The sequence below is a fragment of the Devosia sp. UYZn731 genome, assembly GCF_040546795.1.
In the GTDB taxonomy this organism is placed as follows: domain Bacteria; phylum Pseudomonadota; class Alphaproteobacteria; order Rhizobiales; family Devosiaceae; genus Devosia.
On the sequence record NZ_JBEPOL010000008.1, the window covers coordinates 257,992 to 270,180 of the forward strand.

General features: G+C 63.4%; 14 protein-coding genes. 8 read left to right on the forward strand and 6 right to left on the reverse strand.

Annotation, left to right across the window (positions count from 1 at the left end; translation table 11 throughout):
- The first annotated feature begins 2 nt into the window (after nucleotides 1–2).
- Nucleotides 3–770 (forward strand): cytidylyltransferase domain-containing protein, encoded by a 768-nt coding sequence (locus ABIB57_RS20430; RefSeq protein WP_354043088.1) that lies wholly within the window; start codon nucleotides 3–5, stop codon nucleotides 768–770.
- Nucleotides 767–1,276 (forward strand): KdsC family phosphatase, encoded by a 510-nt coding sequence (locus ABIB57_RS20435; RefSeq protein WP_354043089.1) that lies wholly within the window; start codon nucleotides 767–769, stop codon nucleotides 1,274–1,276. The genes ABIB57_RS20430 and ABIB57_RS20435 overlap by 4 nt, the downstream gene beginning before the upstream one ends.
- A gap of 99 nt (nucleotides 1,277–1,375) precedes the next feature.
- Here the strand turns inward: ABIB57_RS20435 and ABIB57_RS20440 are convergent, their stop codons facing one another.
- Together ABIB57_RS20440 and ABIB57_RS20445 are read right to left on the reverse strand one after the other, a co-directional pair.
- Nucleotides 1,376–1,609: a glutathione S-transferase family protein gene (locus tag ABIB57_RS20440; protein ID WP_354043090.1), complete on the reverse strand. Its 234-nt coding sequence runs from the start codon at nucleotides 1,607–1,609 to the stop codon at nucleotides 1,376–1,378.
- Entirely contained in the window at nucleotides 1,593–2,555 is a 963-nt protein-coding gene (locus tag ABIB57_RS20445) for an MBL fold metallo-hydrolase (RefSeq protein WP_354043091.1), read from the reverse strand. Before ABIB57_RS20445 ends, ABIB57_RS20440 begins: the two co-directional genes overlap by 17 nt.
- A 123-nt stretch (nucleotides 2,556–2,678) precedes the next feature.
- Between ABIB57_RS20445 and ABIB57_RS20450 the strand changes: the two genes are divergently transcribed.
- Complete coding sequence (locus tag ABIB57_RS20450) at nucleotides 2,679–3,614, forward strand: LysR family transcriptional regulator (protein ID WP_354043092.1); 936 nt, start codon at nucleotides 2,679–2,681, stop codon at nucleotides 3,612–3,614.
- 8 nt (nucleotides 3,615–3,622) lie between these two features.
- Here ABIB57_RS20450 and ABIB57_RS20455 read toward each other — a convergent pair whose 3' ends face one another.
- Both ABIB57_RS20455 and ABIB57_RS20460 read right to left on the reverse strand, forming a co-directional pair.
- Entirely contained in the window at nucleotides 3,623–4,459 is an 837-nt protein-coding gene (locus ABIB57_RS20455) for an ergot alkaloid biosynthesis protein (RefSeq protein WP_354043093.1), read from the reverse strand.
- Nucleotides 4,456–4,914, reverse strand: coding sequence for a nuclear transport factor 2 family protein (locus ABIB57_RS20460; protein ID WP_354043094.1), 459 nt, complete (start codon nucleotides 4,912–4,914; stop codon nucleotides 4,456–4,458). Before ABIB57_RS20460 ends, ABIB57_RS20455 begins: the two co-directional genes overlap by 4 nt.
- Nucleotides 4,915–5,039: 125 nt before the next feature.
- Between ABIB57_RS20460 and ABIB57_RS20465 the strand changes: the two genes are divergently transcribed.
- Nucleotides 5,040–5,597: a TetR/AcrR family transcriptional regulator gene (locus tag ABIB57_RS20465; RefSeq protein WP_299726591.1), complete on the forward strand. Its 558-nt coding sequence runs from the start codon at nucleotides 5,040–5,042 to the stop codon at nucleotides 5,595–5,597.
- A 67-nt stretch (nucleotides 5,598–5,664) separates the two neighbouring features.
- Here the strand turns inward: ABIB57_RS20465 and ABIB57_RS20470 are convergent, their stop codons facing one another.
- A complete protein-coding gene (locus tag ABIB57_RS20470) occupies nucleotides 5,665–6,663 on the reverse strand; it encodes a LacI family DNA-binding transcriptional regulator (RefSeq protein WP_354043095.1) in 999 nt (332 codons plus the stop codon).
- A 24-nt stretch (nucleotides 6,664–6,687) separates the two neighbouring features.
- Nucleotides 6,688–7,695, reverse strand: coding sequence for a Gfo/Idh/MocA family protein (locus ABIB57_RS20475; RefSeq protein WP_354043096.1), 1,008 nt, complete (start codon nucleotides 7,693–7,695; stop codon nucleotides 6,688–6,690).
- 197 nt (nucleotides 7,696–7,892) lie between these two features.
- On the opposite strand from ABIB57_RS20475, the gene ABIB57_RS20480 reads away from it, so the two are divergent.
- From ABIB57_RS20480 to ABIB57_RS20495, 4 genes are all read left to right on the forward strand, one after another.
- Nucleotides 7,893–9,185: an ABC transporter substrate-binding protein gene (locus ABIB57_RS20480; protein ID WP_354043097.1), complete on the forward strand. Its 1,293-nt coding sequence runs from the start codon at nucleotides 7,893–7,895 to the stop codon at nucleotides 9,183–9,185.
- A 121-nt stretch (nucleotides 9,186–9,306) separates the two neighbouring features.
- On the forward strand, nucleotides 9,307–10,194 hold the full coding sequence (locus tag ABIB57_RS20485) for a carbohydrate ABC transporter permease (protein WP_354043098.1): 888 nt from the start codon (nucleotides 9,307–9,309) through the stop codon (nucleotides 10,192–10,194).
- Entirely contained in the window at nucleotides 10,194–11,096 is a 903-nt protein-coding gene (locus ABIB57_RS20490) for a carbohydrate ABC transporter permease (RefSeq protein WP_354043099.1), read from the forward strand. Before ABIB57_RS20485 ends, ABIB57_RS20490 begins: the two co-directional genes overlap by 1 nt.
- A 15-nt stretch (nucleotides 11,097–11,111) precedes the next feature.
- On the forward strand, nucleotides 11,112–12,188 hold the full coding sequence (locus tag ABIB57_RS20495) for an ABC transporter ATP-binding protein (protein WP_354043161.1): 1,077 nt from the start codon (nucleotides 11,112–11,114) through the stop codon (nucleotides 12,186–12,188).
- Nucleotide 12,189 lies beyond the last annotated feature (1 nt).

Below are 12,189 nucleotides of genomic sequence, written 5' to 3' on the forward strand. Positions count from 1 at the left end.
AAGTGACCAAGATCGTTGCCGTTATTCCTTCGCACCTCGCCTCGGTTCGTTTCCCGAACAAAATCCTGTTCCCGTTCGCCGGCATGCCGATGATCGAACATGTGCGGCGCCGGGCGCTGTTGGCGAAGGGCCTGCACAGTGTTGCGGTGGCCACCTGCGATATCGAGATTGCCGATGCCGTGCGCGCCGGCGGCGGCGATGTGATCATGACCGCCGATACCCATAGCAACGGCACGACGCGCGTGGCGGAAGCCGTGGCTTCGCTCGATTGCACCCATGTGCTGCTGTTGCAGGGCGATGAGCCTTTGCTCCTGCCGCGCCATGTCGAGGCGATGATTGCCGCCATCAATGCCAATCCCGACAACGACGCCTGGAACGCCACTGCGCCGATCAGCGAGCCCGAAGAACTGGACCGCCACTCCTTCGTCAAATACGCGATCAATGCCCAAGGCAGGGTGATCTACGGGTTCCGCCGCTCGCCCTCGACTGCCGCGTTTGAGGACCAGCAGCGCTATATCCGCAAGGTGCTGGGTATCATCGCCTATCGTCGCGATTTCCTGCTCGAGATCGCCGCCGCCCCGCAGTCGCTGGTCGAGCGCTACGAGTCGATCGAGCAGATGCGCATCGTGGAAGCCGGCTATTCGCTGCTCTCCGTGCCGGTCGAGGAAAGCCTGCCGTCGGTCAATGAACCGCACGAGGCCGATATCGTGCTGGAGCATATTCGCGATGACCCGGAGCAGGCTCAATTGCTCGCGCGGATTCTGCTGTGAGCCTTCGGACCTTGGTTGCCGGCCCTGAACTTGCCGGCATCAAGCTGCTCTGCTGCGACATCGATGGCGTGCTCACCGATGGCAGCCTCTATTATGATGCCAGCGGTCATGCGCTGGTGCGCTTCCACGTTCTGGACGGGACTGGATTGAAGCTGGCCATGCACCATGGCATCAAGACCTGCTTCATCAGCCAGAGCCGTACGCCCATCATTATCGAGCGCGCCCGTGTGCTTGGCATCGATTACTGCCGGGTCGGCGTCGAAGACAAGTTGACGCCTGTGCAGGCAATCGCCGCCGAGCTGGGCATCGGCATGCACCAAGTCTGCCACATTGCTGACGACATCAACGACCTGACCTTGCTCAAGGCCGTCGGCGTGCCCGTAACGGTGCCGGCCGGCGTCGCTGCCGTCAAAGCGGTGTGCATCTTCGTTACCGCAACACCAGGCGGGCAAGGCGCCGTGCGCGAACTGTGCGACGCCCTGATCGCCTCGCAACCGGGCTCTTGAAGCCGCGAGCTTTTGCAGGGAAGGGCCTCGGCGGTCCCCAGCTGAACCTGGCGGCTCGTCCGGACCGGGTGCCGAAACACCCGGTCTGCCCCGCTCCGCTCAAGCCACAGTGACCTCGTTCTGCGGGAACATGGCCTTGCGCGATTCCGCGTCGAGGTCGGCTTTGAACTGATGTTTGATGCGCAGGGCGATGACCCCCGCCATGGCCGGGCGCGCGGCGATGCGATCGACGAAACCCTTGAGGCTGGGATAGTCGGTCAGTCCTTTGTCACCGAGGATGAAGCCGGCCGAATTGGCCCAACCCCATAGGCGGCGGTCAGCGCATGACCGCATAGTTGGCCGGGACCCACTCGTATGCGTCGCCCTGCTTGCGGACGTGACCGAGGCCGGGGAAGGGCAGGTGGGCGCCGGCGATCAGGGAGCCGTGCGCGGCGACATCGGCGAATTCCCTGCCTCGCTCGGACGCCGCTTGGCTGGCGTCGCTATCGAAGGCGATGGTGACCTCGGGATGGGCAAACTGGATGGCTTCGACGTGAACCACATCGCCCCAGATCAGGAGGCTCTGTCCTTCGCTCTCGACCAGAAAGCCGCTGTGGCCGGCGGTGTGGCCGGGCAGGGCGAGCGAATGCACGCCCGGCGCGAATTCGGTGGGGGCATCGAAAGTTTCCAACCGCCTGGCGTCCACATAGGGCTGGAACGAAGCGATGGCGCCCTGGAAAAAGCCTTTCTGCGCATCGGGAGCGGCATCCAGATTGGCCTGGCTCAGCCAGTAATCGGCATCGGCCTTGGCGGCGTGGACGATTGCATTGGGGAAGGCGGCTTTGCCGTCCGCCACGAGGCCGCCGATGTGATCGGGATGCATATGAGTGACCAGCACCTCATCGATCTGGTCGGGCCGATAGCCGGACGCCTCCAGATTGGCCAGCAGCTTCCCCAGCGTCGGCCCAAACAGGGCGCCGGCGCCGCTATCGACCAGGATCAACTTGTCGCCGGTATTGATCAGGAATGCATTGTCGGAGGTTTCGAGCGGGGCGGTCTCGAAGGATGCGGCCAGATCGGCTTTGACCGCTTCGGGGGTGATATTGGTCAGCAGTTGATCGACGGGGAGATCGACCGTGCCATCGGAAAGCGCGGTCACCTCGTAGGCGCCGACCATGATGCGATAGTAGCCGGGCGCGGATGTTGTCTGTAGCGGGGCGGCGGCAAAGCTCGGGATCGCGGTAAGGGTGAGGCCGGCGAGCAGTGCAGCGAGAGAAAGGCGGGTCGTTTGGATGGTCATGTTCAGGTCTCCTGGAGCCGCCAATGGGGCGGCTCGGCGTGCCCGGCAATCTCGTTATTTGCGTGCTTTTGAACAATCATCTAAAAGGCAAAAGTATTTTGCGAGAAACGCAAAGGAAAGTCTGTGCTGGAAACTCTGGTGGCGTTTGTGGCTGTGGCCGAAGCGGGCAGCTTTTCCAGTGTTGCCAAAGCGCAGGGCGTCGCCGTCTCGTCGATCACGCGCCGCGTCGAGTTGCTGGAGGCGGAGCTGCAGGCCAGGCTCTTCAATCGCAGTTCCCGGCGTCTGACCCTGACCGATGCGGGACAGCAGTTCTTGCCGCGTGCGCAGCACATTCTGGCGGAAATGGCAGAGGCTCGAGATGGGCTGGCTGCGCTCGAAGGCGAGCCGCGCGGGGTCTTGACCGTGACCGCGCCGGCCATGTTCGGACGGCAACACCTGACGCCGGCGGTCATCAGCTTTCTGGCGCACTATCCGTCGCTAGAGGTGGAGTTGCACACTGGCGACGAGATCATCGACCTGTCCGAGCGCCGGGTCGACGTGGCGATCCGGCTCGGCGTGTTGCCTGATAGCGATCTGGTGGCTACCGCGATCGCGCCAGTGCGTCGCCTGCTGTGCGCCAGCCCGGATTATCTGGCGCGGGCAGGGCGCCTGGAACAGGTCGCGGACCTGCTCGATCATCCATGCCTGACCGTGGCTTCGCTGCGCAATCCCACAGGATGGTGGACCTTTGCGGGGGTCAATCGCGAGCAGGCAATGGCTGTGCGGGGGCCCTTCCGTTCGGACGATACCGGTGCGCTGATGCAGGCCGCGATAGCGGGGCTGGGCATCGTGCATCTGGCTTCCTGGCTGGTGAGCGAGGATATCGTTGCCGGCCGGCTGGTGGAGGTGTTGCCCCACGCAATCCAGCCGGCCCGGCTGACCGCATCGGTGCATGCGATCCACATGCCGGGCCGATCCCATACCGCCAAGGTCAAGCTGTTCGTGTCCCACTTGCGCAAGACGTTCGGCACGCCGCCCTACTGGGAACGGGCCATGGCGGGGAGCCGCAACGGGACTTGAGGCACTGGCTAGGCTGGCTTCCATGCCGCGGCATTCCGGATCACGAAGTCTTCGAACGAGCCTGGAACGCGGCCGGTGCTTTCAAAGACGTGCTGGGTCGTCCTGTCCTCGGCGCCGAGGGAAATCGCGGTATCCATCGCGGCCAGGGTGGGGGCGAAGGCTGCCGGCACGCCGCCCGCGACAAACCAGTCCGTCATCTCGCTTGCCGTCAGGCGACGATGGTGGATATCGCGGCCCACGGCCCTGGCGATGAGCCGGGCGACCTCGTCATAGGATAAAGTGGCGGGACCGGTCAGGATCAAATCGCCATTGGCAAACTCGGGATTGGCCAGCGCTTCGACGGCGACGGCGGCAATGTCCTCGGCATCGATAAAGCCAACGCGGCCATTCTGGGTGGCCGAATAAATCGCGTCCTCGGCCAGGATGGTCGGACGGTGCTGCTGCTCGGAGAAATTCTGCATGAACCAGGTGGGGCGCAGCACCACCCATGACGGTACGTTCTGGCGAAGCCAGCCATGCACCGCGCCCATTACCGGACCGTTTTCCTCCAGCGAAGAGGCACTGAGCAGCACAAAGCGAGTGACGCCCTTGTCCAGGGCACGTTCGAGAAAGGGCTGCATGACGGGCAACGGCTCCATCACGCCGGTCGGCGCCACGAGATAGATGGCGCTCACGCCTTCAAGAGCGGCATCGTGGGTTTGGGGCAGTGACCAGTCGAAGTGGACCGTGGACGGGCCGGTCGCCGAGCGCGAGGCGACGCGGTACGCAATGCCGCGTTCGGCCAACCGTGCGGCAATCCGGCGCCCTGTCTTGCCGCTACCGCCGGTAACGAGGATCAAGCTCATGATTGCTGAGCTTCCCGGGTCGCGTGAGCCGCTTCACCCGTCGCCTGCTGCAGGATCAATGGATTCCAGTAATCGAGGTAGCGCACGATATGGCCATCCTTGACGGTGATGACCGAAATATAGCGCTGATTGTAGGGCAGGCGCGTCTTGGCGCTGCGGCCGATACAGGTGAATTCGAGGATGAAGACACCGGGCTCGAGGCTTTTGTGCACCACCAGATCGTGGAACCCGTCGATCTCGATCATGCCTTCAAGGCTCGCCAGATGCGCGCCGAGGGCAACGCGTCCCTCGAGCCGTGGGGCGGGGCCGGCCGTGAGGTATGGAAATTCCATAACGCCGTCCTCGGCCATCATCGAGAGGAATGTCGTCGCGTCGCGGGCGAGACTGTCGCCCAGAGCGGTCCGGAGCAGACCGGCGAAGTTCGCCATGGTGTCTGGACTTGTGGTGGTGTTCATCGGATAACCCTTTTGGATGGAACGATTGTGTTCCGTCCTCATATAGAGCCGTTTGGATGATACGCAAGCGTTCCGACGAAATAATTGGCCAGCGACCGCGACGGGCACCCAGCGGGGCTGCGATCATGCAGCCCGCTGTCACCGATGCCCTGACGCGGGCGCTGTTCGAGGAATGGGCTGACTACGGCTACGTGGGGATCAGCCTTGAGCGCGTTGCGCAGCGGGCGGGAGTGGGTAAAGCCGCCCTCTATCGACGCTGGCCTTCCAAGCTCGCCATGGTCGCCGAGCGGCTGGAAGACGTCGGGATCGAACTGGCGCCCATTGTCGATACCGGCACGCTCGAAGGCGACGTCGCGGCGATGCTCTATCAGCTCCGCCGCGTCCTGCGGCATCGGCTGGTGCGCCGTATCCTGCCGGATTTGCATGCCGAAATGCAGCGCAATCCGGCATTGGCGGGAGGCGTCAGGAGCCGGGTGCAGATCGAGCGCCGCCAGCGGGCAGCATCGATCCTGGAGCGGGCCATCGCGCGGGGCGAACTCCCGGCGGATGCGGATGCCGACCTGTTCAACGATGCCGCAGGCGGCATGCTGTATTGGCGCATGATCATCACTCGCGAACGGGCTGACCGGCACTATGTCGAGGCCTTGGCGGGCTTCGTTGTCGCCGGGCTTCGAAAGACCTGAATGGCCACTTGGCCGGACGGGAAAGCCGCCGGTGCCGATTGGGCCGTCCACACGCCACAGGAGCGGCTTACCTGGGCGCCGGTCCGGTACTTTGACGCCAACGAACCATGCAATTGACGACATGCTGTTCGGGCGGTGCGGTCGGTGGGCGCTCGATAAGCTCGATCAAGGCGTCGCTGATCACCCCATGGGGCGGCATGACGGTGGTGATCGAGTGGCAATCCCAGTTGGAGAGCGACACGCCGTCATGGCCCACGATTGCCAGGTCGTCGCCAATCTTGAGACCGAGCAGGGTGGCGGCATCCTGGGCACCGATGGCCATCAGGTCGTTGGCGCATACCAGCACGTCGGGGCGTAGCCGGCGCAGCAGCAGCACGGCTTCCTTATAGCCGGACTCGTAGGAATAATCGCCGTGCTCGACGATTTCGAAGGCCATGCCGTGCCGTTCCAAGGCGTCGGCGAACCAGCGCATGCGCTGCTTGTCGATATGGCTGGAGGCGCGGCCCGACAGATAGACGAAATGCCGGCGGCCCTGACCGACCAGATGGTCGACGATTTGCGCCGTGGCTGCGGACGCGTCGAGCCGGACGTCGAACAGGTCGCGGCCCTCCAACGGTTCGGACGAGGCGACGATCAGCGTGGCCGAGCGGAAAATATCGAGTGCGTCATCGACCGAAACCGCGTCGGAATAGAGCACGACGTGATCGACCTGATAGGTCGAGGCGATGCGCATCAAATGGCCGCGATCCTCGTGATTGGCGCAGCACAGCAGCAGCGGCATCAGCTCGCGCTCCTGCAGGCGGTGGATCAGCAGGTCCAGCCCTTCGGCCTCGGCCGGATTGGCGACGGTGTTGACCACCAGCGCCACCAGTCGCGAGCGGCTGTTGTTGAGCGAGCGGGCCATGGCGTTGGGGCGGAAGCCGTGTTCGGCGGCGAGCGCCAGCACGCGCTCGCGGGTTTCAGGCTTGATGGCCGGATCGTTGGAGAAAGCGCGGGAAATCGTCGCGGAGGACACGCCGGCAAGCTTGGCCAGTTCTACCGATGTGAGGCCCTTGCGGCGAATCATAAGCGTTCCCTGACGGCCCCTGGATCAGGCCGCGCCAGTTTCTATCGCAATTGCCTCGCCGTCGCGAGCGGCGGATGCCTTGATGGCGTCCCATAGCCGCGCGAACCGCAGGCCATTGGCAACCGTGGATGGGTTGGCCATCTTGCCATCGCGCACCGCCTGGAACGTGTGCATCGGGGTATCGCGAATTTCGCTTTCCTCGCGCGGTTCGGCGACGCCCTCGACGCTGACTTCGCGCCACTTGCCCCAGGCATCGATGCGGATAATGGCCTTGGTATAAAAGAAGGTTATGGCGGACTCGCAGCCCGGAGGGCCATCGCCGGCAGCATTGAAGGTGACGAGCGCGCCATTGCTGAGGCGAGCGGCGACGGCGCAGACCAGATCGACCTTGAGGCCGCGATTGTTGGTGAAGGCGGAGAGGCGCGCGAACTCACTGTCAGCCAGCACGCAGACGGTGTTCATCATGTGGGCGCCGGTATCGAACATGAAGCCGCCGCCGGAAATGGCCGGGTTCTGCTTCCACTGGCCGGCATAGTTCTTGGCCCAGCCTTCCCAGATCGAGGCATTGACGCTCACGAGGTCGCCGAAATCGCCGCGGCGGGCACGGTCCTTGGTGTCATGGACGAGGGGGGAGAGGCCGCCCTGAAAGGCGATGACCACGGTCTTGCCGGTGCGCTTTTCGGCCTCGACCAGCGCCAGGGCTTCATCGACGGTGGTGACCATCGGCTTTTCCAGCAGCAGGTCATAGCCGGCTTCGATCACCGCCAGCGCATTGGCGCCGTGGAAGACGTGGGGGGTGGACACATAGACGGCGTCCATCTTGCCGGCTTGGGCTTTGAGCATGGCCTCGGCATCGGGATATTCGAGCGGGCGGGGCCCGCCAGCCGCCTCCACGACATCGCCAAAGCGTTGACGCGACAGGATGCTCACCTCCGCCGTGGCGACGATCTCGACATCGCTCATCGCCGCCCAGCCGCGCGCATAATCGGCCGCCTTGAGGCCGGCCCCGATGACACCCAAACGCAAAACCATGTTGCCAATCCTCCCATTTGCGGACACGTGTACATCACCCGACAAAGCCTCGTAAACGACAAAATGACCGAAAAATGCGAACGAGCCACAAAATGGAAGAGACGTTCGATTTTCTCTTGCCGTCGAAATGTAAGCGTGTACATTGTTGGAGTGTCAGACAGACGCCAGCAGCAAAACGGGCTGCACAGGGAGGAAACATGAATAGATTGATCGCAGGTGGCCTTGCGGCCATCGCCATGAGCTTGCTTGCCGGCACGGCCAACGCCGAAACCCTGCGCGTCGCGCTGCATGGCCAGGCTGGTATCGATGCCTTTACCCCCACGGCCGCGCGGATCGAAAAGGAACTCGGCGTCACCGTCGAGATCGTCGAGTATCCAGCGCCCGACAAGGATTACATGACCAAGCTCCTGACCGAGCTGGCCGCCGGCAACGCGCCGGACCTGTTCTCGATCCCGAGCGCAGCCGATGTCGCCGACATGGTGGCTGCCGGCTATCTGGCGCCGGTCGGCGCGGAACTCGCGGCCTGGCCGGGGTATAAGGACTTTGTCGACGTGGCCAAGCAGCTTGCTGTCAGCCCGGATGGCGAGACCTATGTGATGCCCTATATCCTGGGTATCCAGCAGATTTACTTCCGTCGCGACCTGCTTGAAAAGGCCGGTATTTCCACCGAGCAGCCCAAGAACTGGGCGGACCTGCTCGACCGCGCCAAGGAAATCAAGGCCAAGACCGGCGCGTATGGCCTGCTGTTTCCGGCTGGCACGAGCTGGGGCGGCGGCGCCTTCGACGAAGGCTTTTCCCACCTGATTATCGGCTCCTCGACGCCTCAATTGGTCACCGACGACGGCAAGTTCGACCTGACCAGCCAGGGCGTCAAAGACGTCTTCCAGTTCTACAAGGACCTGATCGACAACGATCTGATGCCGGTCGATCCGCTGCTGGGGCCTGAGCCCTGGGTGATCCCGAAGTATGAAATGTTCCCCAAGGGCGAACTGGCTGCGACCACCTGCGGCTCCTGGTGCTACATTTTCGATTGGGGCCGCGAGAGCAAGAACCCGATCCCCGACGTGACCACCGTCGTCGGCACCTGGGCCGATCCTGGCCAGGAGAGCGGTGAATTCGTTCTGGCCGGCCTCGGCGCCGCCTGGGCCGTCAATGCCAAGACCGCCAATCTCGATATGGCCAAGAAAGCGCTGCTCGAGACGGGCTCGGTCGACAACCAGATCGAAACGGCTGCTCGTATCGGCAATATTCCGTCGAGCAATGCGGTGCAGGCCGATCCGCGCTTCCAGGCGTTGACGGAACTGGTTCCGATCCAGGCTGCGGCGAACCACGGCACCTATCTCAAGCAGGCGACGGGCATGTCCGCCGTGTCCGAAGGCGTGGCTCGCGCCACCGAAGCGCTGCTGCGCAAGGAAACCGATGCCGCCGGCGCCCAGGCGATCCTGGTCGATTACGTCAAGCAGACGCTCGGCGACGACGCGGTGAAATAGGCATCGGCTCTCCTCCCCCCGATGCCCCGAGACGCGGCCACTGGCCGCGTCTCTCCTCAAAAGCGTGGCGCCTTGTGGCGTCGCTATCCCTCAACCCCGACATAGCGACAGGCGGCAAGAGATGGCCTTTGACGCGTTTCAGAAGCGTAGAGAGCGGCAGCTCCTAAAGCTGCTATTGCCCGCGCTGATCCCCCTCGCTCTCCTGATCATCTATCCGGCGCTCTATTCGGTCTATTTGAGCATGACCAATGAGGCGCTGACCGGCCTTGCTGCCGCAAAACCCCGCTTTGTCGGCGCCGCCAATTACTTCCGCCTGTTCTCCGACGCGCGGTTCTGGAACTCGCTGTTCGTCACCTTCGTGTTCGTCGTCGGCTCGGCCATTATCGGCCAGTTCGTCATCGGCTTCATTTCGGCGCTGGCACTGCGGCGCAAGATCGTCGGCGGCTCGGTGTTCGGCGCCGCTATCCTGTTGCCCAATGCCGCGCCCGAAGTGGTGGCCGGCTTCATGTGGATTTCCATGCTGGCGGGCGGCGATCACGCCACGCTGAGCAAGATCCTGATTTCGCTGGGCCTGCCCTGGGCTGACTGGCTGCAGACCTTCCCGCTGTTCATGGTCACCATGGTCAATACCTGGCGTGGCATCGGCACCTCCATGATCCTGCTGACGGCCGGGTTGAGCGCCGTGCCCAGCGAAGTCTATGAGGCAGCGCGCATGGACGGTGCCAATCCGCGCCAGATGTTCATGCGCATCACCCTGCCGCTGATGGCGCCGACGATTTTTCTCTACATGCTGATTTCGACGGTTTCGACCATTTCGGTGTTCGGGCTGGTCTATGCGCTGACCCGCGGCGGTCCCGGCGGCAAAACCGAGGTGATCAGCGTCTACATCTACAACCAGTCCTTCACCAACTTCCAGCTCGGCTATGGCGCGGCCGGGGCGGTGGTGGCGCTGGTCGTGTCGCTGGCCCTGGGCATCGCCTATGTCCGATCCTTGAAGGTGGAAGTCTGATGGCCGGCGTCAATTCCCCGCGCCAAGGCGCCTATACGGCCCTGGCCTACGTCACGCTGATCGTCATCTCGATCTTTTGCCTGCTGCCGTTCGTGTGGATGGCGCTGGCTTCGGTGGACAGCAACGCGCAGCTGTTTCTCAAATGGCCCGATAGCTGGACCTTCGACAATTACATCCGGGTGTTTGCCGATGAAAACGGCTTCCGCTGGTTCGCCAATTCGCTGTTCACCGTGCTAACTGCCACGATCATCGTGGTGATCATTTCGGGGCTCGGCGGCTATGCGCTGTCGCGATCCAAGGCCTGGTGGAAGCAGCCCTTTCTTTACGGCATCCTCCTGATCCGGGTCTTGCCGTCCACGGCGCTGCTGGTGCCGCTCTACAAGATCCTGCTGACCGCAAATAACGGCATGGGCGCGCTGGTCCGTCCGCTGGCCGGCGAGCACTACCGCTCGGTGATGCAGATCTTCGGCTTCATCGACGGCTATCTGGGGCTGATCATCGTGCTGGCCACCGGGCAGTTGCCGCTGGCGCTGTGGATCATGAAGGTGTTTTTCGACGGCGTGCCGAAGGACTACGAGGAGGCCGCGATCCTCGATGGTGCGACGCTGGTGCAGCGTATTCGCCGCGTGCTGATCCCGCTGGCGCTGCCGGGGTTGGCGGCGGCGGGGCTGTTCGCCTTCATGTCGGCCTGGGGCGATTTCCTGCTGCCGCTGATCCTGCTGTCGTCGCCCGAATTGCAGACGCTGCCGATCGGGCTGTTCCGGGCGTTCCTGCGCGTCAACGAAATCGACTATGGCCTGCTCGCGGCCATTGCCACCATTTATCTCATCCCGGCCGTCATCGCCTTCAGTTTCGCGCGGCGGTTCCTGGTCCAGACTTTTTCCGGCGGCGTCAAAGGTTAAGCCATGACCACTCCCATGATTCAGCTCTCCGGCGTGCGTAAAAGTTTCGGCGCAGTCGGGGTTATCCAAGGCGTCGATATCGAGGTCGAAGACGGTGAGTTTTCCGTCTTCGTTGGCCCCAGCGGCTGCGGCAAGTCGACCTTGCTGCGCATGATCGCAGGGCTCGAATCCATCGATGGCGGCGATCTGATCCTCAACGGCCAGCGCATCAACGACGTGCCGCCCGACCAGCGTGGCATTGCCATGGTGTTCCAGTCCTACGCGCTGTATCCGCATATGACGGTGGCGCAGAATATCGGCTTCTCGCTGGATCTCAAGAAAGTACCCAAGGCCGAAATCGCCAAGGAGGTCGGCCGGGTTTCGGAATTGCTGCAGCTTTCGGATCTGCTCGGTCGCCGCCCGGCAGAACTATCGGGCGGTCAGCGCCAGCGCGTCGCTATCGGTCGCGCCATCATCAAGCGGCCGCGCGTCATCCTGTTCGATGAGCCGCTGTCCAATCTCGACGCGGCGCTGCGCGTGCAGATGCGCGCGGAGTTGCAGAAGCTGCATCAGGAATTGCGCCCCACCATCGTCTATGTGACCCACGATCAGGTCGAGGCCATGACCATGGCGACGCGGATCGTGGTGCTGAACAAGGGCAAGGTCGAGCAGTGGGATACGCCGATCGAGCTCTATAACCACCCGGTCAACACCTTCGTCGCCGGCTTCATCGGCTCGCCACGGATGAACCTCGTCGCCGGCACCATTGTCGCCAATGGCGCAACGCAGAGCTTCAAGGCTAATGCCGGCTGGACGGTCAGCATGGATGGTCGCTCACTGGGCGGCGTCGTGGGGCAACAAGTGACGCTCGGGGTGCGGCCGGAAGACATCCGCCCGGTCACCAGCGCCGGCGAGGCCGATTTCGAGGCCAGCATCGCCATTGTCGAGCGCCTTGGCGCCGAGACCTACCTCAATGTTCGCAATGGCGACGACACCTTGCTGGTGCGCGCCCAGGGCGATCTCGCCATGAAGTCAGGCGAGTCGGTGCAGCTCGCCATGAACCACACAGCCTTTCACCTGTTCGATCAGTCCAACAACGCTATCGTGGCCTGAT